We start from the raw sequence: 24,489 nt of genomic DNA, 5'->3' as shown, positions 1-24,489 counted from the left end.
CGCAACTGCCCCAAGGGCCTCAGACCGCCTCGCCGCGCAGGGGAAGCGCGTAGCCGAACTTGGGCACGGCCGAGCCCTGTGCCAGCCCCATGAACTTGCCCGGGGCAAGCGGCGCGAGCGGGGCGCCGGCTGCGGCGAGTGCGTAGGGCGAGACGCGGTTGCGGGTGCACAGGCCGCCCGAGCCGTCCTCGATCAGCGACTGCTCGAACTCCAGCCCCTGCACGTCGCCGTTGGAGCGCGTCACTGTCGCCACCGCGAGCTGGCCGCCGCCGAGGTCGACCACGAATTGCGTGCCCTTGGGCACATTCGCCAACCCCTCGATCAGCGCGCCCGACTTGGAGAGGTTGCGCAGCGTCACCTCGTAGGCGTAGTCGTCGTGGATCACCTGGATCTTGCGGAACACCGTGCGGCGGCGTGCGCGGCGGGTGCGTTCGGAGCCCGGGTCGATCTTCCAGCTGCCGCCTGCCATCTCGGCGATCACCGCTTCGGCTTCGGCCGGTTCGCTGAAGATCGGGCCCTGGAGATAACGCAAGCCGCATTCGGTGAGCGCCGCGAGTAGTCCCGCGCTCTCGATCCCGCCCGCCATCGTGTCCATCTGCAGCGCGCCTGCCAGCGCGACGATCGCGCGCACAAGGCCCATCTCGCGCGCATCGTGGCGCTCGGCCTCGGCGACCAGCTTCTGGTCGATCTTGATCGCATCGAAAGGCGCGCGGCGCAGGTACGCGAGCGAGGAATAGCCGCTGCCGAACTCGTCCAGCGTCAGCCGCACCCCGAGCCGGAACAGCGCGGCGAGCGTGCGGTCGACCACGCTCGCATCGCCGAAGAACACCGCCTCGCTGATCTCGAGCTCGAGCCGTCCGGGCGCGAGGCCTGCGCCATCCAGCGCCTCGCCGACCAGCGCCACGAAATCGTCGGCGAGCAGCAGCGGCACGGGGACATTGACCGCCAGCCGCACGCTCTCGGGCCAGTCGGCCGCCGCGGCGCAGGCCGCGCGCACCGCCCAGCGGCCGACATCGGCGGTCAGCGCCGAGCCCTCGATGATCTGCGCGAATTCCTCCTCGTCGATCACGCCGCGCGCGGAGTGGTTCCAGCACACATGCGCCTCGAGCGAGGCGACCGTGCCGCCGCTCGCCTCGACGATGGGCTCAAAGCGCAGGAACAGCTGCTCCTCGCGCAGCGCCGTGCCGAGGTCCTGCTCCAGCCGGCGGCGGAAGATCGTCTCGTTCTCGAGCTCGCCCGAGAAGAAGCGGTACTGCGCGCGCCCGCCGTTCTTGGCGGCGTAGAGCGCAAGGTCGGCCGCTCGCACGATGTCCTCGCGGGTCATGCCGTCATGCGGGGCGATCGCGATCCCGACCGAGGCGCCGATCACGCAGCGGCCCTCCTCGAGACTGTAGGGCTGGCGCAGCATGGCGATGATCTTGGCCGCCAGCTCGGCCAGCTCGCCGCGGTCGTCGATATCGGGGAGCAGCACCTGGAACTCGTCGCCACCCAGCCGACCGATCTCGCATTCGCGGTCGATCGCGCGGGTCAGACGGCTTGCCACCTGCTTGAGCAGCTCGTCACCCGCCGCATGGCCGAGCGTGTCGTTGACATGCTTGAAGCGGTCGCAATCGATCATCATCACCGCGCAGTTGCGGCGCGCGGCCTTGAAGGCGGTGAGCGTCGCCTCGATGTGGCTCGCCATGCGGTGGCGGTTGCTGAGGCCGGTGAGCGAATCGAACCGCGCGAGGCGGGCGGTTTCCTCCTCGCGGGTATATTCCTCGGTGATGTCAGCCCCGGTGCCGCGGAAGCCCTGGAACTTGCCGGTCAGGCTCATGATCGGCTGACCGGACAGGCGCAGCACGGCGCCTTGGGGCCGCCGCGTCGCGCGCACCGCCATGCCCGCAAAGGCCTTGTGCGCGCCGAGCATCAGCGAGAGCGTCTTGCCCCGCCCGTCGCTTTCGGCCGCGGTGAAGATCGCCGCGAGCGGCTGGCCGATCAGCGCGTCGAGCGGCAGGTCGAGCCGCGCGGCGATGGCGGCGGAGAGATAGGTGAGGTTGCCGGCCGCATCGCTCGCCCAGAACCAGCCCAGCCCCGATTGCTCGAGATCGTCGAGCATGGCGAGGCGCTCGCCATCGGACAGCGCCGATACCGGGCCACGCGATCCGCCTCGACCGCTGCGGGATGACAAGAGACCCTTCAGGGACATCTCGCGGGCAAACCTCCAGACCTCGGGCGCGCAAGGGGGAGACCTGCCGCCGGAGTGTGTTTGCCAGTTCTAAAGTCCGATGGTTACTTTTGGCCTAATGCGCCTGCCGAAGAGCCCCGCCTACCAGGCCGCGGCGGCCTGTCCCGGCGCGCCCTTGAGAACGGCGAAGGTGCCGTCGGCGCGGCGGCGCAGAGGCTGGTGGAATTCGATCCCGACGCGGTTCTCGCGCGACCAGCGGACCTGTGCGGTGACGGTCTTGTCGGCGGAGAATTCGACCCGCATTGCCGTGCCCACGGGCATGTTCCACAGGCCTTCGATCATCGCCCCGCTTTCGGAGATGTTGCGCAGCGTCGCATTGAGGCGGTTGCCGCTGTAGACCACGATCACCTTGCGCAGCAGGTTCTGGCGCGGGGCGCGGGCGCATTGCGGCCCGTCGGCCTGCGCCACCAGATCGCCCGAGACCAGCGCGGTCGCGTCCGCAGCGTTCATCGGCTTGTAGTAGATATAGCCCTGAACGTGGCTGCACCCGAGCAGGCGCACCAGTTCGAGCTCGTCCAGCGTCTCCACGCCCTCTGCCGTGGTGTCCATGTGCAGCGCTTCGGCGAGGCTGGTGATCGAGGCGATGATCGCGCCGTTGCGGCTGCCCTCTTCGGTGGCGCCCTGCACGAAGCTGCGGTCGATCTTGATCTTGTCGAAGGGCGCCTTCTTCAGATAGCCGAGCGAGGAATAGCCCGTGCCGAAATCGTCGAGCGCGAGGCGCACGCCGACCCGCTTCAGCGCCTTGAACATCGCATCCGTGCCCGAACTGTCGTTGAGGAACACGCTCTCGGTGATTTCCAGCTCGAGCCGCGAGGGCGCGACGCCGCTGTGGGCGAGCGCATTGGCGACGATGGTCGGCAGGTCGGGGTTGGCGAATTGCAGCGCCGAAACGTTGACCGCGCATCGGATCGAGCGCGGCCAGCGGGCCAGGTCGGCGCAGGCCGTGCGCAGCGCCCATTGGCCGATGCGGTCGATGAGGCCCGCATCCTCGGCGATGGGGACGAACTTGGCCGGGCTGATCCACCCGCGCTTGGGGTGGTTCCAGCGCATCAGCGCCTCGAAGCCGACGATCTTCTCGTTCGCGGCATAGACGACCGGCTGGTAGTAGAGCTGGAGCTCGCCCTTGGCGATCGCCTCGCGCAGGTCCTGTTCGAGCTCGGCGCGCTCTTCGGCCGCGGCGTGGAGATCCTCGGCATAGAAGCGGTAGACCCCGCGCCCGGCATCCTTGGCGGCATAGAGCGCAAGGTCGACGTTGCGGATCAGCTCGTCGCTGTTCGAGCCGTGCTCGGGCGCGAGCGCGATGCCGACCGAGGCGCCGATCACCACGCTCTGGCCCTGGATCGAATAGGGCTGCGAGAGCGAGTTGATGATCGCGGCCGCCATGTGGCCGAGCGTGTGGCGGTCCTGGTGGCCGGGGACGATCACCTGGAACTCGTCGCCGCCCAGACGTCCGCAGCGACCGTGGCCGTCGATCGCGCGCTCGAGCCGCTGGGCGACCTGCTTGAGCAGCGCATCGCCCGCCGGGTGGCCGAGGGTATCGTTGACGTGCTTGAAACGGTCGAGATCGAGCATCAGCACCGCGCAGGCGCGCTCGCGACCGCTGGGGGCGGCGAGGATCTGCTCCAGCGCCTGGCTCATCTGCACGCGGTTGGCGAGACCGGTGAGCGAATCATAGTGCGCAAGGCGCGAGACCTGCTGTTCGGAGCGGCGCTTCTCGGTGAGGTCGGTGCCGTGGCCGCGGAAGCCGCAGAAGTTCTTGTAGCTGTCATAGACCGGACGGCCCGCAAGCGCCCACCAGCGCTCGTCGCCCGTGGTCGCGGCGCGCACTTCCACGTCATGGAAGGCCGAGCGCGCCGAGAGGTGGAAGGCGAGCGTGCGCTCGGCATCGGCGGCGCCTTGCGTGGGATCGACGATTTCGGACAGCGGGCAGCCGACGACCTGATCGCTGGTCTTGCCGAGCACGGTCGCGGCCTTGGGGGAGATGTAGGTGATGAGGCCGCGGCGGTCGGTTTCCCAGAACCAGCCCTGCCCGGTTTCCTCGAAGCTGCGCAGGATGTCCTCGGCGCGCGCCGCGACCCGCTCGCGCGCCTCGCGGGCAAGGCGGCGCTTCTGCGCGGCCTTCCATTCGAGCCGGGCGATCAGCGACAGAGTCAGCGCGGCGGCGAAGACCGCGGCAAAGGTGACGTTTTCGGGCACCAGCACGGCAAACCCGGTCCAGCTCGCGATCTTGGCGCAGAACAGCGAGATGATGCGCATGTCGAACAGCGCGGCGGCGGCGGCGTTGATGCAGACGAGCGTCGCAATCCCCCATTGCCACGGCAGGCCCTCGCCCACCCACAGCGCCAGCGCTAGCCCCGCGCAGCCCATGGGCAGCACGATGCCGATGAAGACGATCCCGAGCCTGACCACGCTCAAGGCCTCGGAGCGGCGCTCGATCGCGGCGAACAGCGATCCGCAGGCGAACAGCGTCGCCGAGGCCAGCGCGAAGGTCATGGTGGTGGTCGAGGGCAGGCCCTGGAACACGCCTGCCGCCAGCGCATAGGCGGCGACGAGGAACAGCGTCATGCCGCCGGCCTGGCGGGGGAGGAAGAAGCTCTGTTCGCTGGCGGGCTCGTCGATCGCCTGCTGCAAGCCGCCCGCACGTTCGGTCTGCAGCCGCTCGGCCCCGCGCCGCTCGCCGCGCGCGCGGTTTTCGGCCACGTCTGCCTCGCCCGAGGCAGCCCGCGCCTTGGCGGCCGCGCGCAGATCGCGCCCCGCTACGGGCGGGCGTGGATTGTCGGTTACGAGTTTGCGGAAAGGTTCCCCGGCCATGGGCCTGCCTTGCCTCAGGATGGCCTAGAAAATCGTTAATCGGGATACTTAATTCTTGAACCAATGCGCCCCGTTTGGCGCGCGCCGGCCCCTTGCAGATGCTTGCAACTTGGGGCCCGAGGCTGCATTCTGCCAATCGACGACCGCGTTAACGCAAAGCCGTATCAAGCGGCACACGCAGGGTCGAACCAGAGGGGATTTCATGGCACGACGCGAAGTAAAGCTCGAGAACGAGGCAGCCCAGTCCACCAACGCCCTGGGGCCGCTGATCGGGGTGGCGCGCGAGGACTTCGTCAGCGCGGTCGCGCTGCTGCTGCGCGAGACTGCATCGGACCCCTCGCGCTTCCTGCGCCACGGCACCGCGATGGCGCAGGACATGGTCAAGATCATGACCGGCAAGAGCGAACTCGCGCCCGATCCCAAGGACAAGCGGTTCATGGACCCCGCGTGGCAATACAACCCCTTCTTCCGCGCCGGCGCGCAATATTACCTCGCGGTGCAGAAGGGGATGAAGAACTGGCTCGAGGAACTGGAACTCGACGAACTGGAGCGTAACCGGGCGAACTTCATCGCCAACATCATCCTCGATGGCCTTGCCCCCACCAACTCGCTGATCGGCAATCCGACCGCGCAGAAGCAGATCATCAATTCGGGCGGCCTCAGCCTCATCAAGGGGCTGCAGAACGCCTATAACGACCTCGTCCACAACAAGGGCATGGTCAGCCAGGTCGACAAGCGGCCCTTCAAGATCGGCAAGAACATCGCCACCTCCAAGGGCAACGTGGTCTACCGCGACGAGATCATGGAACTGCTGCAATATGCGCCGACCACCGAGGAAGTGCATGAAATTCCTCAGCTGACCGTCCCGCCGCAGATCAACAAGATGTACATCAACGACCTCTCGCCCGATAAGTCGGTGATCAAGTGGCAGGTCGACAACGGCATCCAGACCTTCGTCATCTCGTGGCGCAATCCCACCAAGGAACAGGGCAAGTGGGGCATGGCCGATTACATCGCGGCCTGCGAGAAGGCGCTGGAGGTGGTGTCCTCGATCACCGGCTCGAAGAAGGTGAACGTCTCGGCCGGGTGCTCGGGCGGGCAGACCGCCTCGGTGCTGGCCTCGAAGCTCGCCGCGACCAACAACCCGATCCTCGGCTCGCTGACGCTGATGGTCTGCGTGCTCCACCCCAAGCCGACCGATATCGAGGCCGGATCGCTGGTCAGCGAGAACGGGATGCAGCTCGCCCGCCAGCGCGCGATGAAGCAGGGCGTGATCAAGGCCGACGACCTTGCCCGCGGCTTCGCGTGGCTGCGGCCCAACGACCTCATCTGGAACTACGTCATCAACAACTACCTGCTGGGGCAGGACCCGCCGGCCTTCGACGTGCTGTTCTGGAACGCCGACGCGACCAATCTCTCCTCGAGCCTGATGGGCGACTTCCTCACGCTGTTCGAAACCCTCGCCTTCACCAAGAAGGGCGAGGTCGAGATGGCCGGGCACAAGGTCGACCTTTCCAAGGTGACCGCCGACCTCTTCATCCTCGGCGGGGTGACCGATCACATCACGCCGTGGAAGGCGACCTATCGTTCGACCCAGCTGTTCGGATCGAAGGACGTGACCTACGTGCTCTCGCAGAGCGGCCACATGCAGGCGATCCTCAACCCGCCGGGCAACCCCAAGGCGAAGTATTTCGTGCAGGCAAAGCCGGGCAAGCTCCCCGAGACCGCCGACGAGTGGTTGCAGGGCACGCAGGAGGTCGCGGGCAGCTGGTGGCCACTGTGGATGGAGTGGGTGCAGAAGCGCTCGGGCAAGAAGAAGCCGGCCCCCGCGAGCCTCGGCAATGCCACCTATGCGCCGATGGAAGCCGCGCCGGGACTCTACGTCGTCGAAGAAGTCTGATACAGGGAACCCGCGTCAGGGGCGTTCCGCGAGCCGGAACGATGGCGCAAAAGCTTGTGGGCGCGCGCGCTATGGGATCGGCGTGCGCGCCCAACCCGCCCCTCTTTCGGGGGGTATGAAAGGACGTGACTACGTGACCAATCCCATGGACGACGCGGTCGTCTCGATGGAGCAAGTGGGCGGCCGGACGCTACGGACTGCTGCCTGGCGGCTCGATATGCCTTCCGACCATCTGCCGGTTCTGTTCTTCAACGGCATCGGTGCGAACATCGAGGCGGTGGCCCCGCTGGCAGCCGCCCTGCCCGAGCGCGGCTTCATCATGTTCGATATGCCGGGTGTGGGCGAATCGCCCGATCCGCTGGTGCCCTACAACCCCTTCACCATGAGCTGGACAGCCTCGCAGCTGCTGGCGAAATATGGCCTCGAGCAGGTCGACGTGATGGGCGTGTCGTGGGGCGGCGCGATGGCGCAGCACTTCGCGCTCCAGCACCCCGGGCTGACGCGCCGCCTGACGCTGATCGCGACCACGCCGGGAATGCTGATGGTGCCGGGCAACCCCGCCGCCTTCACCAAGATGGCCGACCCGCGCCGCTATGTGGACCCCGAGTTCATGGCGAAGCACTTCAAGACGCTCTACGGCGGCATGGTCGAAAGCGCCGGCGAGGATCACAAGGCGAGCCATATCAGCCGGTTGAAGCCCCCTTCCCCGCGCGGCTACGTCTACCAGCTGATGTGCATGCTCGGCTGGACGAGCCTCCCTGCGCTCCCCTTCATGAACAAGGAAACGCTGATCATGATGGGTGACGAGGACCAGATCGTCCCGCTCATCAACGGCAAGATCCTTGCCGCGATGATCCCCAATTCGCGGATGATCACCTTCGAAGGCGGCGGGCACCTGTTCCTTCTGACCCACGCCGACGAAAGCGTCGCGGCCATCCGCGAGTTTCTCGACGCGCCCGATACCGAGCGCGAGGCGAAACGCGCGGCGGCCTAGCCCGCGCTGGACACCTCGGGCCGATTGCGACAATCTCCCTGCCAAAAGGGAGAGAGACATGGCGCAATACGACCTCATCATCCGCGGCGGCACGATCGTCGACGGCACCGGGGCCCCGGCCTTCACCGGGGATGTCGCGGTGAAGGACGGGCTGATCGCGGCGGTGGGCCGTGTGACGGGGAGCGCCGCCGAGGAGATCGACGCCGCCGGCAAGGTCGTCGCCCCGGGCTTCGTCGACATCCACACCCATTATGACGGGCAGGCCACCTGGGATCAGGAGATGGCCCCCTCCAGCTGGCACGGCGTCACCACGGTCGTGATGGGCAATTGCGGCGTCGGCTTCGCCCCCGCGCGGCCCGACCGCCACGAGTGGCTCATCAGCCTGATGGAGGGGGTCGAGGACATCCCCGGCACCGCTCTCGCCGAGGGGATGACCTGGGACTGGGAAACCTTCCCCGAGTATCTCGATGCATTGGAAAAGCTGCCGAGGACAGTCGATGTCGGCACCCACGTCCCCCACGGCGCGGTGCGCGCCTATGTGCTGGGGGACCGCGAGCAGCCCGGCGCGGTGCCGACGGCCGAGGACATCGCCGCAATGTCGGCAATCGTCGAGGAAGGCGTGCGCGCGGGCGCGCTCGGCTTCTCGACCTCGCGCACTGTGCTGCACAAATCGGTCGACGGCGAGCTGGTGCCCGGCACCACAGCCACAGCGGAAGAGCTGATCGCGATCGGCAAGGCGATGGGCCGCGCGCGCGCTGCGGGCGGCTATGCCGTGTTCGAAATGGCGAGCGACTTGAAGCGCGAGTGGAACGAGTTCCAATGGATGGGCCAGCTCAGCCGCGAGGCCGGCATCCCCGTCACCTTCGCCGCGCTGCAATCCATCGCCAAGGAACTGCCGCTCGACGAGCAGATCGCCGAGATGCGCGCGCAGAACGACAACGGCGCCAACATCGTCGCCCAGATCGCGCTGCGCGGCAACGGGATCATCATGGCGTGGCAGGGCACCGTCCACCCCTTCCGCTTCCGTCCGAGCTGGATGGCGATTGCCGATCTGCCGTGGGAAGAACAGCGCGCGAAGCTGCTCGATCCGGCGTTCAAGGCGCAAATGCTCGCCGAACCCAACGACTACACCGACGCGCCCAAGGACATTGGCGGCGTGGTGATGGCGATCAGCATGGGCTGGAGCCTGCAATACGAAATGGACCCCGATTTCGACTACGAACCCGCCGCCGACGCCAGCATCAACGCCCGCGCCGCAGCCGCCGGGGTCGCCCCGCAGGAATATGCCTATGACCTGCTGTGCCGGGATGAGGGCAAGGGGTTCATTTACCTGCCGATCCTCAACTATGCCGACGGCAATCTCGATTTTCTGCACCCGCTCCAGCACGCTGACGACACGGTGAATTCGCTGTCGGACGGCGGCGCGCATTGCGGGACGATCTGCGACGCGGCCTCGCCGACCTTCATGCTCGAACACTGGGTGAAGTCTCGCCGCCGCGGCGCGACGATCACGCTCGAACAGGCGATCAAGCGCCAGTGCCGCGATACGGCGCGGCTCTACGGCCTTGAGGATCGCGGGGTGATCGCGCCGGGCTATCTCGCCGACCTCAACGTGATCGACATGGACAGGCTGAAGCTCGGCAAGCCGTGGCTCGCCTTCGACCTTCCGGCAGGCGGCAAGCGGCTGCTGCAGAAGGCCGAGGGCTACGTCGCCACGATCAAGAGCGGCACCGTCACCTTCCGCGACGGGCGGTGGACGGGCGCGACCCCCGGGGGCCTCATCCGCGGGCCGCAGCGCGTCGAACTGGCCGAAGCGGCGGAGTAATCCGCCGCCTCAGGGCTCGATCACGATCCCTTTGGCCGGGTCGATCTGGCCTGCGACCATCGTGGTGAACACGGTGCGCGCGGCCTCCAAGCCCTTGTGGCGCGCGATCGCAATGGTGCCCTCGGCCGCCTTCAGGAATTCGTGCCAGGCGGCCGCGACCAGCTTGCCGCCTTCTTCGGCCCCGTGCGCCTTGAAGAAGGCGACCGCGTGGTCGGGGGCGAAGAACAAGGCGGGCTTGGGGCCCGGCAGCGGCTCGTTCTTGCCGAAGACGCTGCGCGCCTCGATATGGGTCGCGCCGACCAGCGCGGAATGCGCCAAGGCATCCTCGAAATGGCGATGGATGTTCGCCAGCAACTCAGCGTTCCCGGCGAAGTCCACGCTGACGCTGCGCAGCACGGGGACGCGCCCCAAATCGTCATACGCGACGACCTCATCGTAAAGCCCGCTCGCCTCGACGAAGGCGACATTGCCCTTGGAGGTCAGCCCGATGCGCCGGATCCCTGGCGAGGATTGCCGCGCCACACTCGCCAGCCCCATCGCGGTCTTGGAGGAGGCGCTGGTGACCACCAGCTGCTCCGCCCCGAACCAGTCCTGCCCGCGCAGGAAATATTCGATCAGGAACCCGGTGCGGAACAGCGGGCCGAAGATCATCCGCTCCGCCTCGCGCAGCGGATCATGCTCGGGATCGGCGGCGAGGCGCGTGTAGCTGTTGTAGACCGGGCTCATCGGTTGGCGGTGCGCGGCCATATCCGAAAAGCCCCCGGCGCTCACCCGTCCGGGGAGCACATCGAGATGGCTCGCCATCGGCAGATAGCCATAGACCCGCTCGCCCACCGCGATCCCGGGGTGGCGGCTGTCGATCACCCGCGCATGGCCCCACATCGGCACGATGCCCATGCCGTCGGGTGCGGGGAAGAAGTCCCAGTACCGGAACCCGTCGCCCACCACCGCATAGGTGACGTTGTTGGCCGTGACCGAGAAGCTCTCGACCTGAAGCCGCACCTCGCCATCGCCGAGCGGCGCCAGCGGCACTTCGGCCAGCGCGGCATCGGTAAGCGCGCCCTTGCGCACATGGACTTCAACGGCGTTCATCGCCTTTCCCCTCCCTTATGTGGCGGGGATCACACCCGCATCGGCATCAGCACATAGAGCGCGCGGGCCTTTTCGTTCTCGCGGATCAGCGTCGGCGCGCCGGCGTCGGCGAGGTGGAGTTCCACCATGTCGCTGTCGATCTGGCCGAGGATGTCCTTGAGATAATTGGCGTTGAACCCGATCTCGAGGCCCTCGGCGCGGTATTCGGCCGCCAGTTCCTCGGCCGCGGTGCCGTTGTCGGGCGAGGTGACCGAGAGCGTCACGCGGTCGTTGTCGAGCCCGATCTTGACCGCGCGGGTCTTCTCGGTGGCGATTGTCGCGACGCGGTCGACGCCTGAGAAGAACAGCTTGGGATCGACCTTCAGCAGCTTGTCATTGGCGGTCGGGATCACGCGGCTGTAATCGGGGAAAGTCCCGTCGATCAGCTTGGAGGTGAGTACCACCCCACCCTCACCGCCCAGCGTGAAGCGGATCTTGCTGGCCGAAAGGTCGATCAGCACATTGCCGTCCAGCGCCTCTTCGAGCAGCTTCCTGAGCTCGCCCACGGCCTTGCGCGGCACGATCACGTCGGGCATCCCGGCAGCACCTTCGGGGCGCGGCAAGGTGAAGCGCGCGAGGCGGTGGCCGTCGGTCGCGGCGGCCTTGAGCAGCGGCTCGTCCTCGTCGGTGACGTGAAGGAAGATGCCGTTGAGGTAATAGCGCGTTTCCTCGGTCGAGATCGCAAAGCGCGTGCGGTCGATCAGCTCGGCGAGCATCCGCGCGGGCAGTTCGAAACTGGTCGGCAGGTCGCCCTCGACGATCACGGGGAAGTCGTCACGCGGCAGGGTCGGCAGCTTGAAGTTCGAGCGGCCGGCCTTGACCTCCAGACGGTTCTCGCTGGTGGTGAGGCTGACCTGGCTCCCCTCGGGCAGCTTCCTTGCGATGTCGAACAGCAGGTGCGCCGAAACCGTGATCGCGCCGGGCTGGTCGACCGAGGAGGCGCTCATGGTCTCGACCACCTGGAGATCGAGGTCGGTCGCCATCACCCGCACGCTTCCGCCCGCGTCGGCATCGATCAGGACGTTGGAAAGGATGGGGATGGTGTTGCGGCGCTCCACCACGGATTGAACATGGGAAAGGCACCGCAGCAGCGTCGCGCGTTCGATCGTGGCCTTCATCGCTTGTCCCTTATCGGTCCTGTGTCTTGCGCGGGAGCCGAAGGAATCGCCTCCAAGCGCCGAAAGTTGCGCAAAACCTTAGCGAAGGCGGCGCGGCGGGCAAGTTGGCGGGATTGCGAGGGGGTATTGGGCTGGGGATAAGGGGGCGCGGGGGCGCTTAGCGGGCAGGCTGGGTGCGCGGCTTGGCCAACTCGATCACGCCCGAGACGTAGATATGCACCAGCACGTCGATCAGGCCGCTCTCCTCGTTGTCATCGCCAAGATCGAGGGCGAGACCCGCAGGGGGCGCTTGGCGCAGCAGCGCGAAGGTCGCTGCGCTCGCACGGGCCGCGTCGCCCTCTGAGCCGGGCAGCACGGAGGCGACCGCACCCTTCAGCCACGCGGTATCGACCCCGCGCTCTGCCAGACGGCGCGCCGCTTCATCGCGCGAAGCCTTGGCTGCAACCAAGGCGCCGACAACTTTGGCGCTACTGCTAGGCGTGCCATGCTCGAGCGTGCAATCCTTGCCGATTGCGACGAATTCTTTCGTGGGAAACTCGCGCGCCTCGCCAAACCCCGTCTCGCCGAGGATCATGTCGACGAAGCGCCCGGCCAATTCCGCATCGGTACGCTGTTCAACGCATATTTCGGTCGGATGGGTGAAGCCGAGTTCGCTCTCGGCCGCGGCGGGCGCGGCGGCGAGCGCGAGGGCTGCGGGAAGGAGCAGCCGCGACCGCCTCACAGCATCGCCATCCCGCCGTTCACGTGCAGCGTCTCGCCCGTCATGTAGGCCGCCTCGCGGCTGGCGAGGAAGGCGACTGCGGCACCGATCTCGGCGCCCTCGCCCATGCGGCCCATCGGGATGCGGCCATTGATCGCGGCTTGCTGCTTTTCGTCGAGGGCGGCGGTCATCGCGGTGCGGATGAAGCCGGGGGCGACGCAGTTCGCCGTGATTCCGCGGCTGGCCACTTCCTGCGCGAAGGCCTTGGTCATGCCGGTGAGGCCTGCCTTGGCCGCGCAATAGTTCATCTGCCCCGGATTGCCCGTCGCGCCCACCACGCTGGTGATGTTCACGATCCGGCCGAAGCGCGCCTTCATCATCGGCTTGGCCGCCGCGCGCATCAGGCGGAAGGCGGCTTCGAGGTTGATGCGGATCACCTGATCCCACTCCTCGTCCTTCATCCGCATCCCCAGATTGTCGCGGGTGATGCCGGCGTTGTTGACGAGGATGTCGACCGAACCGAGCGTATCCAGCATCGCCGGGATCAGCTCCTCGACCTGGGTCTGGTTGCCCAGATCGCAGGTGATCTCGACATGGCCGTCATGATTATGCGGGTAGGCCTCGTTCAATTCGTCGCGAAAGGCGCGCAGCTTGGCCGCGTTCGAGCCCGACAGCGCCAGACGCGCGCCCTGCGCGGCGAGCGCGTGGGCAATCGCCGAGCCGATCCCGCCCGATGCGCCGGTGACCAGCGCGTTCATGCCTTGAAGTGAAAACATCGTCGCATCCTTGCCCGCAATTCAAGCCGCCCCTCTGCGCTGCCCGCGCGCGAGGGTCAACGCCGGACCGCTAGCTTCACGGGGCAAAACTCGCCCGCCGCCGCTCGGTGATGGAGCTGCCGGAGAGCGTGCCTTCGACCAGCTCGTAACCCATCAGCGCGAACACCCGCCCGCCGGTGAAGATCGGGCGGGCATTGCCATACCAGTCGACACAGGAGGCCTTGCAATTGTCGCTCTGCGAAAGTCTGGGCGCGGCGGCGAGTTCGCCGAGCGGGGAGAGCTTGCGCGATGCGCGCCGCAAGAAGGCAATCGCCGAGCCCGAGCCGAGGAATTCCTCGCCATCGCGCATGCTTTCGCGGTTGACGGGAAGGCCGAGCACGCCCGAGGCGCCGTCCGCGCTGCCGGGATCGGGGCGGAAGAAGAAGGCCTGGCTGCGCGTCTCGCCCTCGCCCGCAGCGGCGAGGATGTGGACGTCCTCGAGCTTGGCGGTACTCCCCAGCGACAATGCCGAGAAACCGAGCCCGTCGCCGCGCGCCGGGCCGATGGCGATGGCATCCTGGCCCATGCGGTCGAAGCGGGTGATGCCGTGGGGGACTGCGACCTCCTGCACCGCCCCGCCGCCGAGCGGGACGGCATAGACCGTGCCCGTCTCCTCCTCGCTGCCATAATCGCCCGCCGCATAGAGCACGTAGTCGCCCACGAAGCGGTTCTGGAAGCGCCAGCCCTCGGGCTCGGGCAGTGTGCGGTAGTCGTCGCGCGCGAGGCTGCCCTTGCCGTTGCCGAAGAGCGCGAAGGGCACGCTCGCGAGCGCGACGCTGCCGCCGCTGACCTCGCCCTCCCACATGCCCTCGCCCTCACCCTCGCCGCGCAGCAGCACGCGCAGCACGCCCGCGCGCGCATCCTCGGCGAAGGAGAACTGGTCGACCGGCGCCCCGCTCACCTGCACCGCGCCCGCCGCGCCGCCCGCGAGCGGGATGCGGTAGAGCTGGCCGGGGAGGCCCCGCCCCTCTTCGCTGGAGGGATCATCGGTCATGCCCGTCCAGACATAGACCGCCTCTGCCGAGACGTAGAAAGCATGGCTCCACGTCCCCGCAATGGCGCTGGCGCGGCATTCGAAACCGGCGGAAAGCTTGCAGCGGGTGACGGTGTGGAGCGTGTCGAGCAGGTAGCGGCCGGAGCGGTAGGGCTCGGCCACCATGAAGTCCTGCGGCTTCACCAGCGGCAAGGGCTTGGCATAGGGGCTGCGCTTGCGGATCGCGGGCAGGCTGTCCTCGAGCTTGGCCCAGTTGGCGTAGACCGGGGTGTAGACCACCAGCTCGTCGCCGATCAGCCGCGAGGCGTAGTTGGAGGAGGAATAGTAATCGCCCGAGCGCATGTAATGCGTATCGCGGTAGGCTAGCTTGCCGTCCTCGGCGATGTCGAAGCGGTTGATCTCGGTCCCTTCGGAACCGTAGGAATAGCCGATCACGATCACCTGCCGGTCATGGATCAGCATCTCGTCATACCAGGTCTCGTCGGGATCCTTCTTGCCCGGCGGGAAGGCGTCGATCATCCCGGCGGGCGCAAGCGCGTCGCCGCCGATGCGGATCGTGAAGAGCCGCCCGCGGCGCAGGACGACGAGATAGTCGCCCGCCTGCTTGACGATCCCGCCCTCGTCGACGCCGGCTTCCTGGGTGTTGGTGATGCTTTCGGCGCCGGGCGGCGGGGGTTCGTTTGCGGCGTCGGTGGCGACTGGGTCAATCGCGGGCGGCGCTGCCATGGAATACATGACGGTATCAGCGACCGCTTCCTGCTGTTTCCGCTCGAGCCGCGCCATCTTGCGGGTGAAGGCATCGAGCGCGGCCTTGTTGGCAAAGCCGCTCAGGCCCGCGCCGCTCGCGGGGGCTGCGGCGTTCTCTTGAGCGCCCGAGGGTGCGCTGAAGCCGACGGCGGCCATCAGCACCGCCACCAGCGCCAGCAGCACCCCTAGCGAAAGCGCCTGACCTGAGCGGGCTTGCACCGTGTCCATGTCTCTCTCCCCGTGACCGGCCTTGCGCCGGGTGAGAGCGAGATTATCGCATCACAGGCTTTTGGCAAAGGCCTCAAGGTCTTGCATGGTCACGAGGCTGGTGACTTCAGCCTCCTTGTCGGTGCGGCCGACCATCGGGCCGACAACCTTGCCGCCGAGTTCGACGAAACTCTCGACCCCGTCCGCGCGCATCGCCAGCACGCTTTCGCGCCAGCGGACGCGGCCGGTGACCTGCTCCACCAGCAGCGCGCGGGCCTCGTCGGGGTCGGTGACGGGCGCGGCGGTGACATTGGCGTAGAGCGGCAGTGCCATCGCACCCGGAGGGGTGGCGGCGAGCGCGTGGGCCATCTTCTCGGCCGCGGGGGCCATCAGCGAGGAGTGGAAGGGCGCCGAGACATTGAGGATCATGCCGCGCTTGATCCCGTGCTCCTTGGTCAGCGCCACCGCGCGCTCGATTGCGGCGGTGTGGCCCGAGATCACGACCTGCGAGGGGTCGTTGTCGTTGGCGACCTCGCACACCTCACCCTGCGCGGCGGCTTCGGCCAGCGCCTTGGCCTGCTCGATGTCGGCGCCCAGCAGCACCGCCATGGTCCCCTCGCCCACCGGCACCGCCGCCTGCATCGCCCATCCGCGCAGTTTCAGCAGGCGCGCGGTGTTGGTCAGGCTGAACGCACCGATGCTGGCGAGCGCGGTGTATTCGCCGAGCGAATGGCCCGCGACGCAGTTCGCCGTCTCGAGCAGCTTCACGCCGAAATCGCGCTCCAGCACGCGCAGGGTAGCGATGGCATTGGCCATGATCGCGGGCTGGGCGTTCTCGGTGAGGGTGAGGCGATCCTCGGGGCCCTCGCGCATCAGGGCAAACAGGTTCTGCCGCAGCGCCTCGTCAACCTCGCCGAAGACGTCGCGGGCGGCTTCGCTGGCGGCGGCCAGCTCCACCCCCATGCCGACCTTCTGGCTGCCCTGCCCCGGAAAGATGAACGCGCGCATGTCTGACCCCATCCGTTGTGAATTGGGGCGCGCCGTTACGTCCGCGCGGGCGGGCTGGCAAGGCCGAAGGGCACAACCCTGTTGGCAGAAGTGTGCCCGATCTCGGCCCGGCCGAGGTAGGGCACGCCCATCCGGTCGCACCAGAAGCGCGCGATATCCTCTTCATTCTGGCCGAATTCGACGTAGTTTTCCGGCACATCGGTGACATAGCCGAGCCTCAGGCCAGCAAGCCGCGGCAGGGTTCCGGCAAGGTGGAAGAACAGGCGGTCGACCGAATACATGTGTTCGGACACTTCCTCGACCATCAGCACATGGCCAGTAAGGTCGGGCATCATCGGCGTGCCTGCGATCATCGCCAGCGTGATGAGGTTGAAGGCGGCCGCGGGCGTCACCCCGTCGAGGCTCGGCTCCAGCCCGCTGGTGTCGCCCTCGAGCCAGCGCAGCACGCGCCTGATGGCCTCCTTGCCCCCTTCCGAGCGCGCGCTCACCGGCATGTGGCCGTGGACGCTCTGCCCGATGCGTTCGCGGTAGAGCGCGGCGAGCAGGTAACCGGCATCCGAAAAGCCGATATAGGTCTTGGTCCGCGCCGCGCGGTTCATCTGCGCCACCGCGGCTTGCGCGATGCGGTTCGAGCCGTAGCCGCCCTTGGCGAACCACACGACATCGAAGGCCGGATCATTGGCGAATTCGAGCAGCGCGGAGAGCCGCCTCAGATCATCGCCCGCAAAGTGCCCCGCCCGCTCGAAGCACTGGTCGTGGAAGGTGACGCGGTGGCCCGGGAACTCGGCCGCCACCAGCGCCTCGAGCGCATCGCTCTGTTCGCGGGTGATCGGCGTTGCGGGCGCACAAATGGCGATATTCGTCATGGAGCGCAGCCTATGGCGCTTGTCAGGGGGCGTGCAAGCCAATAACCAAGCCTCATATGGATAACACGGCCTCGTCGGAGCCGCTTGCAGGGCGGCCGCTGTTCTTTTGCGGCATCGGCGGGTCCGGGATGCTCCCTCTCGCCCAGATCGCGCACGGGCTGGGCCACCCGGTCGCGGGCTCCGACCGCAGCCGCGATCAGGGCCGGCCCCCCGAGAAGTTCGCATGGATGGAAGCGAACGGCTTTACCCTGTTTCCGCAGGACGGCAGCGGGGTGACTTCGGCAGAGCAAGTGCTCGTCGCCTCGGCCGCGATCGAGGACACCGTCCCCGAAGTCGCCCGCGCCAAGGCACTGGGCTGCGCGCGCCTGAGCCGCGCCGAATTGCTCTCGCGCCTGTTCAACGCCGCCGATTTCTCGGTCGCGGTGGGCGGCACCTCGGGCAAGTCGACCGTGACGGGCATGATCGCCTGGATCCTCGCCGAGGCGGGGCACGATCCCACGGTGATGAACGGGGCGGTGATGAAGAACTTCGTCTCCCCCGCCAACCCCTTCGCCTCGGCGCGGATCGGGAGCGCGGGGGTGTTCGTCAGCGAAGTCGACGAAAGCGACGGGTCGATCGCGCTCTACCGCCCGACGGTGGGCGTGCTGCTCAATGTCAGCCTCGATCACAAGAGCATCGAGGAATTGCGGGTGCTGTTCGGGGACTTCGTCGGCACGTCGGGGACGGCGGTGATCAACCTCGATTCCGTGGAGGCCGGCTATCTGCTCCCCCGCGCTGCCCGCAAGGTGACCTTCGGGATCAGGGCCAAGGGTGCCGACATTTCGGTCGAGCCGGATTCGATCGACATGAGCGAACTGGGCATCCGCGCGGCGGTGGTCGACAACCGGCGGCGCGAGATGTTCCCGCTGATCCTGCCGATGCCGGGGATGCACAACCTCTCCAATGCGCTCGCGGCGATCGCGGCGGCGAGCGCGGCGGGGATCGGTGTGGGCCACGCGGCCTATGCCCTGCGCGGCTTCAAGGGCCTCGCGCGGCGCTTCGACGTGATCGGCACCTCGCCGGGCGGCATCAGCGTGATCGACGACTTCGGCCACAACCCCGAGAAATGCGCCGCCACCCTGCGCACCCTCAAGGTCACCCCCGGCAAGGTGATCGCCTTCTTCCAGCCCCACGGCTACGGCCCCTTGCGCCAGATGGGCGAGGAGCTCGCGCAGACCTTCGCGCGCGAGCTCGGCCCCGATGACATCACGATCATGTGCGATCCGGTCTATTTCGGCGGTTCGGTGGACCGTTCGGTGGGCACCGAGCGGATCGTCGATCTGGTCAACGCGGCAGGCGGCAAGGCCGAACACATCGCATCGCGCGAGGCCTGCGGAGAGCGCATCCTCGCCCTCGCCCGGCCCGGGGACCGGATCGCGGTGATGGGCGCGCGTGACGACACGCTGACGGAGTTCGCGCGATCGATCCTCGCCCGCCTTCGCTGAGCCTCCACGCCCGCGCGCGGGCCCATGCGTGGCGGATGCTGGGGGTGCTGGCGCTGGCGGTGCTGCTGGTGCTGGCGACCGACCGGCTTTACGGTCACTCGACCCTCGCCTTCGCTGCGGCGATCGTCATGCTACTGATCGCCAATGCGCCGATGCTGCGGTTCAATTGCCCGCGATGCGGCAAGAACGCCTTCTTTCGCGGGCCTTTCGTCGTCCCTTGGCCCAACCGCTTATGCACCCGCTGCGGCGAGGATCTGGCGGCCAGCCCCCCTTCGCAAAATCGCTGATGGGCGCGCGGCTTGCGGCAGGTTAGCCTCGCATCCATGCAACCCCGCGACTTCTCGCTCGACACGCTGCTGGCGAACTGCGCGCAGCGTCATGGCCACCGGCTTGCGACCGTTGACGGAACCCAGCGCCTCACATGGGCCGAGCTTGATGCACGGGTGACCAACCTCGCCCGCTGGATGCTCGCGCGCGGTATCGCGCCGGGCGACCGGGTTGCGCTGCTGCTGACCGACGGCGCGCCGTTCCTCACGATCCTGCTGGCCGCAGGCCGGATCGGGGCGATCGCGGTGCTGCTCAATTGGCGCCTCGCCCCGGCGGAACTGGCGTGGATCTGCGGCAATGCCGAGCCCGCTATGACCTTCGCTTCCCCGCGTTTTTTCGAGCTTTTACAAGGCGCTGAGGCAGGAGAAGTGCATCAAGTTGATGAAAGTCATGCAGGGGACGGATTTTTCGAGACTGTTGTAGGAACCACCCTCGGGCCGATCCAACACACTTATGATTTCGGGCTCAACTTGCCGCCTGATCGTCCGCTTTACATGATGTACACCAGCGGCACGACCGGGCGACCCAAGGGCTGCCTTCAGGCAGGGAGCGCGGTCGCCGCGAGCGCGCTCGGCTTCGCACAGCATCGCCGCTTCACCGCCGACGAGGTGCTGCTCTCGGTCAATCCGCTGTTCCATGTGGTGGGGATGCAGCAGGTCGCCGCGATGCTCGCCTGCGGAGGCACATCGGTGTTCGCGGGCCGCGATGATGACAGCGCCGCGATCCTCGAGCTGCTCCACCGCGAGGGCTGCACCACCACCAGCGCCTTTCCCACCATCAGCTTCCCTTGGCAGGCGATGAACCCCGTGCGCGCGGGCCGGATGCCGCTCACCAATTACACCGGCGGGGCGGGCATGGGGCGGCCGCAGATGTATGAATTCATCGAGAAGGAGTGGGACGCCCGCGTCGTCGGCGGCTACGGCCAGACCGAGATCTGCGGCTTTGCGACCTTCATCGACTACCCGCAAATGCTCGAGGCCCCGCGCTCGATCGGCTGGACGCTGCCGCATGTCACGATGACCGTGCTCGATCCCGAGGGCAACCACCTACCCTCCGGCGAAGAGGGTGAACTGTGCCTGCGCGGCCCCTCGGTCATGCTCGGCTATTGGCGCAATCCCGAGGCCTCCGAGGCTGCCCTAGGCCACGGCTGGCTGCGCACCGGCGACCTCGGCACGATGGATGAACGCGGGCGCGGCTATCTGCTGGGCCGCGCCAAGGAGCTGATCAAGACCGGCGGCGAGAACGTCTACCCCGCCGAGGTCGACGCCATCTTCGCCGCCATGCCCGAGGTCGCGGACGCAGGCTGCTGCGGCGTGCCCGACCGGCAATGGGGCGAGGCGGTCAAGGCCTTCGTGGTGCTGAAGCCCGGGCAGACCCTCACCCGCGAGGAAATCACCGCCCGCTTCAAGGGCCAGATCGCGGGTTACAAGCGCCCGCGCTATATCGAATTCGTCGAAACCTTGCCGCGCGATCCGATCGGCAAGCTGCTGCGCCGCGAACTCTCGGCACGCCCCGTCAGCCCCGACCAGGCCGCCTGACCCCCGTGACTTTCCCCTAGGGATGCTGCCGAGGGGCACGCCTCACCCCGGCTTAGCGGGCCTTGCATAACCTGCAAGTATCGCAAGACTTCGGGAAGCCGGCCCCACCACCCCGGCGCGGTCTTGCATCGAGGGCAAGGCCATGCAGCACCCGACGGCCCCTGCAAAAACTCCGCTGGCGCTGCGGCGCTGCATCCTGCTGCTCGCGGCGAGCACCCTGCCCGCAACCCCCTTGCACGCCGAGGATGGCGAGGATGCAGAGAATGCACCCGCCTTCACGCTCGAGGGCGAATATGTGCTCGACATCGTCGGCGTGGCGCAAGGCGAGCGCAGCGGCGTGCGCCATGTCGATCTGCTGACGCTGACCGGCACGCTCGATCTCTCGGCGGCGGCGGGGTGGCAGGGCACCGAGCTGGTCGGCGAGGTGATCGCGGGCACGGGCCGCGAGCCCAATATGCTGGCGGGCACGCTCCAGGGCATCGACAATGCCGAGGTCGCGCAGAACCGCGTCAAGCTCTACCAGTTCTACCTGTCGAAACAGTTCGCCGATGCGCCGCTGCGGGTGGCGGCGGGGTTCATCGACCTCAATGCCGAATTCTACAGCAACGACGCAGCCGGACTGCTGATCGCGCCCGCCTTCGGGATCGGCAGCGAGCTGGCGGCGACCGGCCCCAATGGCCCCGCGATCTTCCCCTCGACCGCGCTGACGCTGATGGTCCATGTCGAGCCCACCCCCGAGACTTACGCCAGCCTCGCGCTGGTCAACGCCGAAAGCGGCGTGCTGGGCGACAAGGGCGGCATTCCGGCAATGCTTCGCGAGGGGGCGCTGATGATCGGCGAGGCGGGGTTCACGCGTTTCGGCAAGCTGGCGCTGGGGGCGTGGACCTATACAAACCGGCAGGACGATTTGCGGCTGCTCGATCCCGCAGGCGACCCGCTGCGCCAGCGCGCACAGGGGGGCTATCTGCTGCTCGAAGTGCCCATCGGCACGGCGACACAGGCCGCCGAGCCCGACACCCCAGCGGCCAGCCTGTTCCTGCGCGCCGGGATCTCGGACGGCGACACCACGCCCTATTCGGGCGGCTGGCAGGCGGGCGTGCTGGTCAATGCCCCCTTCCCCGGACGGCCCGACGGCCAGTTCTCCGCAGGCGCCAATCAGGCCTACCTCACCGACAAATTCCGCCGCAACGAGGCCGACGCCGGCATCACCCGTGGCCGCACCGAAACCGGCTTCGAGCTCACCTATGCCGACCGCCTCGCCCCGTGGCTGACGCTCCAGCTCGACGGGCAATATGTCGTGAGCTCCGACCACACGCCGGGCGCGCGCGACGGCGTGATCTTCGCCCTGCGCTTCATCCTCACCGGCGCCGCGAGCCGGTAAGCCTGCCCCAGCCATTCTTCCGGGAATCCCCCAGCATGACGATCAAGACTCGCGCCCTCATCCTTGCCGCCGTGCTGCTCGGCCTGACGCTGGTGCAGACCGCCGCCACCGCATGGCGCGACCACGCCCGGATGCAGAGCGATGCCGCCGGCGAGCAGCTGGTGGGGATGCTGCGCAACCACATGGTGGGCGACATGATGCACGATGCGGTGCGCGGCGCGGTCTATGCCGCGCTCTATGGCGCTGCGACCGGCAACGCCGCGCAGGTCGCCTCGGCGCGCAAGGACCTGGCCGAATACGCCGCCAATTACCGCCAGATCATGGCCGAGAACCGCAAGGATGCGGACGCGGCCGGGCAGGAGAAGATGATCGCGCTGCTCGCCAAGACCGATGCCGATGTCGAGGCCTATCTCGGGATCGCCAGAAAGATGGTCGAAGCCGCCGCCCGCGACCGCGCGCAAGCCGAGGCGCTGTTCCCCGAATTCAACGCCAAGTTCGACGCGCTCGAGGAATCGATGGAGGCGATCGGCCTCGTGTTCGAGGACCTGCTCGCGCAGGAAAACGCGGCGGCGCAATCGAGCAGCTGGATCATGCTGGTGTTCTTCGCCCTGCTCTCGCTCGCGGTGCTGGCATGGACGCTGGTGATGGTGAGGAAGGCGATCGTCGCGCGCCTGTCGCTGCTGGCCGAGCGGCTCGGGACGCTCGCCGCCGGGGACTACACCGCGCCCGTGCCCGAGGCCGAAACCACCGACGAGATCGGCGACATTGCGCGCGCCGCCGAGGTGTTCCGCGCGGCGGCTCTGGCCAAGCAGGCCTACGACATCGAGCAGGAAAAGATCGTTAACGCGATGGCCGGAGGGCTCAAGGCGCTCGCCGCACGCGATCTCACCTGCCGCATCGACACGCCCTTCTGCCGCGAATACGAGTCCCTGCGCGAAAACTTCAACCGCACCGCGCAGGAGCTGGCAGGGGTGATCCGCGAGGTGGTGAGCGCCGCCGATGGCGTGACGGTCGGCGCGGGCGAGATCCACGCGGCCTCGGACGATCTGGCCAAGCGCAACGAATTGCAGGCCGCGCGGGTCGAGCAGACCACCAGCGCGATGGGCGAGATCGCGAGCGGGGTGCAGGGCACCGCCGCCAGCGCCCGCGATGCCGAGAAGGCCGTCGGCGAGGCGCAGACCGAAGTCGCCACCGGCGGCGCGGTGGTGCGCGACGCGATGGCGACGATGAGCGCGATCGAGCAGTCGAGCCACGAGGTCGCACAGATCATCACCCTGATCGAGGGGATCGCCTTCCAGACCAACCTGCTGGCATTGAACGCCGGGGTCGAGGCGGCGCGCGCGGGCGAATCCGGCAAGGGCTTCGCGGTCGTCGCCAACGAGGTCCGCGCTCTCGCCCAGCGCTCGGCCGAGGCGGCGAGCGACATCACCGCGCTGATCACCGCGAGCGCCGGCCATGTCGAGCGCGGGGTCGCGCTGGTCGGACGCACGGGCGAGGCCTTCGAGGCCATCCTCGCCCACGTCGCGCGCACCAGCGAACACATCGCCCGCATCGCCGAGGCCTCGTCGGTGCAGGCGGACAGCCTCCAGCAGGTCAGCACCGCTGCGCGCGAGATGGACCGCATGACCCAGCAGAACGCCGCGATGGTCGAGCAGGCAACCGCCGCGGCGAGCGGCCTCACGCGGCAGGCGCAGGGCCTCGCAGCGCTGGTGGCGGACTTCCGGCTCGAGGCGGGCGGCCCTGCGTGGGCGGATGAAGCCCGCCGCGCGGCCTAGAGCGCCTTGCGGCCCTCTTCCTCACGCGCAAAGGCGCGGCTGTAGGCGGGGCGCGCCGTCAATCGCTCGCGATAGGCCTTGAGGCTATCGGGCACGCCCTCGTCCAGCCCGACGCTCTGGGCGAGGATCAGCGCGTAGCCGACGCAGATGTCGGCGACGGTGAAGCGGTCGGCGCACAGGTATTCGCGTGCGTGCAGACGCTCCTCCACCTTCACCAACCGCTTGTGGAACCACTTGGCATAGGCGTGGCCGGCCTCCTGCAAGCCCTTGTCCTTCTCGAACAGGCAGAAGCGCATGTAGACCGTCTGCGGGAAGGTGATCGTCGCGTCGGCGTGGTAGGTGAAGTCGAGGTATTCGCCGTAATCCCGCTCACCCGGAGCCACCGCGAGGTCGGTGGTGCCATCGCGGGTGGCGAGATAATGCGCGATGGCGCAGCTTTCGGTCAGCTTCGTCTCGCCATCGACCAGCATCGGCACAGTGCCGAGCGGGTTGATCGCCAGATAGTCGGGCGCGAGGTAGCGTGGCGGGAACGGCAGGATCCGAAGGTCGATCTCGACCCCCGCCTCCTCCGCTGCCCAGGTCGCGCGAAGGCCGCGCGAGCGCGCGCAGGTGTAGAGAATGGGTGTGGTCATGGGGCGGGA

At 67.9% G+C, this 24,489-nt stretch carries 18 protein-coding genes; 8 read left to right on the top strand and 10 right to left on the bottom strand.

Going from position 1 to position 24,489, the window contains the following annotated elements; genetic code table 11:
- Positions 1-19: 19 nt before the first annotated feature.
- Both PFX90_RS00845 and PFX90_RS00840 read right to left on the bottom strand, forming a co-directional pair.
- Entirely contained in the window at positions 20-2,098 is a 2,079-nt protein-coding gene (locus tag PFX90_RS00845) for a putative bifunctional diguanylate cyclase/phosphodiesterase (RefSeq protein WP_285709430.1), read from the bottom strand.
- Positions 2,099-2,308: 210 nt separating this feature from the next.
- A complete protein-coding gene (locus PFX90_RS00840; RefSeq protein ID WP_285709428.1) occupies positions 2,309-5,038 on the bottom strand; it encodes an EAL domain-containing protein in 2,730 nt (909 codons plus the stop codon).
- Positions 5,039-5,240: 202 nt separating this feature from the next.
- Between PFX90_RS00840 and PFX90_RS00835 the strand changes: the two genes are divergently transcribed.
- The 3 genes from PFX90_RS00835 to PFX90_RS00825 all read left to right on the top strand — a co-directional run bounded on the left by PFX90_RS00835 (position 5,241) and on the right by PFX90_RS00825 (position 9,757).
- Positions 5,241-6,938, top strand: coding sequence for a PHA/PHB synthase family protein (locus PFX90_RS00835; RefSeq protein WP_285709427.1), 1,698 nt, complete (start codon positions 5,241-5,243; stop codon positions 6,936-6,938).
- A 133-nt stretch (positions 6,939-7,071) separates the two neighbouring features.
- Positions 7,072-7,932: an alpha/beta fold hydrolase gene (locus PFX90_RS00830; protein WP_285709425.1), complete on the top strand. Its 861-nt coding sequence runs from the start codon at positions 7,072-7,074 to the stop codon at positions 7,930-7,932.
- 58 nt (positions 7,933-7,990) lie between these two features.
- The gene (locus PFX90_RS00825; protein WP_285709423.1) at positions 7,991-9,757 is read left to right on the top strand and encodes an N-acyl-D-amino-acid deacylase family protein; all 1,767 of its coding nucleotides are present in this window, start codon (positions 7,991-7,993) and stop codon (positions 9,755-9,757) included.
- Between the two features lie 9 nt (positions 9,758-9,766).
- On the opposite strand, the gene PFX90_RS00820 is transcribed toward PFX90_RS00825, so the two are convergent.
- The 7 genes from PFX90_RS00820 to PFX90_RS00790 form a co-directional block, all read right to left on the bottom strand.
- Entirely contained in the window at positions 9,767-10,849 is a 1,083-nt protein-coding gene (locus PFX90_RS00820; protein ID WP_285709421.1) for a DUF2855 family protein, read from the bottom strand.
- Between the two features lie 29 nt (positions 10,850-10,878).
- Entirely contained in the window at positions 10,879-12,006 is a 1,128-nt protein-coding gene (dnaN, locus tag PFX90_RS00815) for a DNA polymerase III subunit beta (protein ID WP_285709419.1), read from the bottom strand.
- A gap of 157 nt (positions 12,007-12,163) precedes the next feature.
- On the bottom strand, positions 12,164-12,727 hold the full coding sequence (locus tag PFX90_RS00810; protein ID WP_285709417.1) for a hypothetical protein: 564 nt from the start codon (positions 12,725-12,727) through the stop codon (positions 12,164-12,166).
- Positions 12,724-13,482, bottom strand: coding sequence for a 3-oxoacyl-[acyl-carrier-protein] reductase (fabG, locus tag PFX90_RS00805; RefSeq protein ID WP_285709415.1), 759 nt, complete (start codon positions 13,480-13,482; stop codon positions 12,724-12,726). Before fabG ends, PFX90_RS00810 begins: the two co-directional genes overlap by 4 nt.
- Before the next feature lie 76 nt (positions 13,483-13,558).
- A complete protein-coding gene (locus PFX90_RS00800) occupies positions 13,559-15,490 on the bottom strand; it encodes a beta-propeller domain-containing protein (RefSeq protein ID WP_285709413.1) in 1,932 nt (643 codons plus the stop codon).
- Between the two features lie 51 nt (positions 15,491-15,541).
- Positions 15,542-16,477 carry an ACP S-malonyltransferase gene (gene fabD, locus PFX90_RS00795; protein ID WP_285709410.1) on the bottom strand — a complete coding sequence of 312 codons (936 nt, stop codon included), beginning with the start codon at positions 16,475-16,477 and terminating at the stop codon, positions 15,542-15,544.
- Between the two features lie 35 nt (positions 16,478-16,512).
- Entirely contained in the window at positions 16,513-17,343 is an 831-nt protein-coding gene (locus tag PFX90_RS00790) for an LD-carboxypeptidase (RefSeq protein ID WP_285709408.1), read from the bottom strand.
- A gap of 56 nt (positions 17,344-17,399) precedes the next feature.
- Between PFX90_RS00790 and PFX90_RS00785 the strand changes: the two genes are divergently transcribed.
- The 5 genes from PFX90_RS00785 to PFX90_RS00765 all read left to right on the top strand — a co-directional run bounded on the left by PFX90_RS00785 (position 17,400) and on the right by PFX90_RS00765 (position 23,848).
- Entirely contained in the window at positions 17,400-18,827 is a 1,428-nt protein-coding gene (locus PFX90_RS00785; protein ID WP_285709405.1) for a glutamate ligase domain-containing protein, read from the top strand.
- 35 nt (positions 18,828-18,862) lie between these two features.
- On the top strand, positions 18,863-19,114 hold the full coding sequence (locus PFX90_RS00780) for an RING finger protein (protein ID WP_285709402.1): 252 nt from the start codon (positions 18,863-18,865) through the stop codon (positions 19,112-19,114).
- Positions 19,115-19,150: 36 nt separating this feature from the next.
- Positions 19,151-20,692 carry a class I adenylate-forming enzyme family protein gene (locus PFX90_RS00775; RefSeq protein ID WP_285709399.1) on the top strand — a complete coding sequence of 514 codons (1,542 nt, stop codon included), beginning with the start codon at positions 19,151-19,153 and terminating at the stop codon, positions 20,690-20,692.
- A 142-nt stretch (positions 20,693-20,834) separates the two neighbouring features.
- Positions 20,835-22,073: a carbohydrate porin gene (locus PFX90_RS00770; protein ID WP_285709398.1), complete on the top strand. Its 1,239-nt coding sequence runs from the start codon at positions 20,835-20,837 to the stop codon at positions 22,071-22,073.
- A 35-nt stretch (positions 22,074-22,108) separates the two neighbouring features.
- Positions 22,109-23,848: a methyl-accepting chemotaxis protein gene (locus PFX90_RS00765; protein ID WP_285709395.1), complete on the top strand. Its 1,740-nt coding sequence runs from the start codon at positions 22,109-22,111 to the stop codon at positions 23,846-23,848.
- Here the strand turns inward: PFX90_RS00765 and PFX90_RS00760 are convergent.
- A complete protein-coding gene (locus PFX90_RS00760) occupies positions 23,845-24,480 on the bottom strand; it encodes a glutathione S-transferase family protein (protein WP_285709393.1) in 636 nt (211 codons plus the stop codon). The genes PFX90_RS00765 and PFX90_RS00760 overlap by 4 nt on opposite strands.
- Between the last annotated feature and the right edge of the window lie 9 nt (positions 24,481-24,489).

Origin of the sequence: Erythrobacter oryzae (assembly GCF_030271515.1) — a bacterium.
Classification (GTDB): Bacteria; Pseudomonadota; Alphaproteobacteria; order Sphingomonadales; family Sphingomonadaceae; genus Erythrobacter; species Erythrobacter oryzae.
The sequence above is the reverse complement of the archived record's forward strand: the minus strand, read 5'-3'. Positions and strand labels throughout refer to the sequence as shown.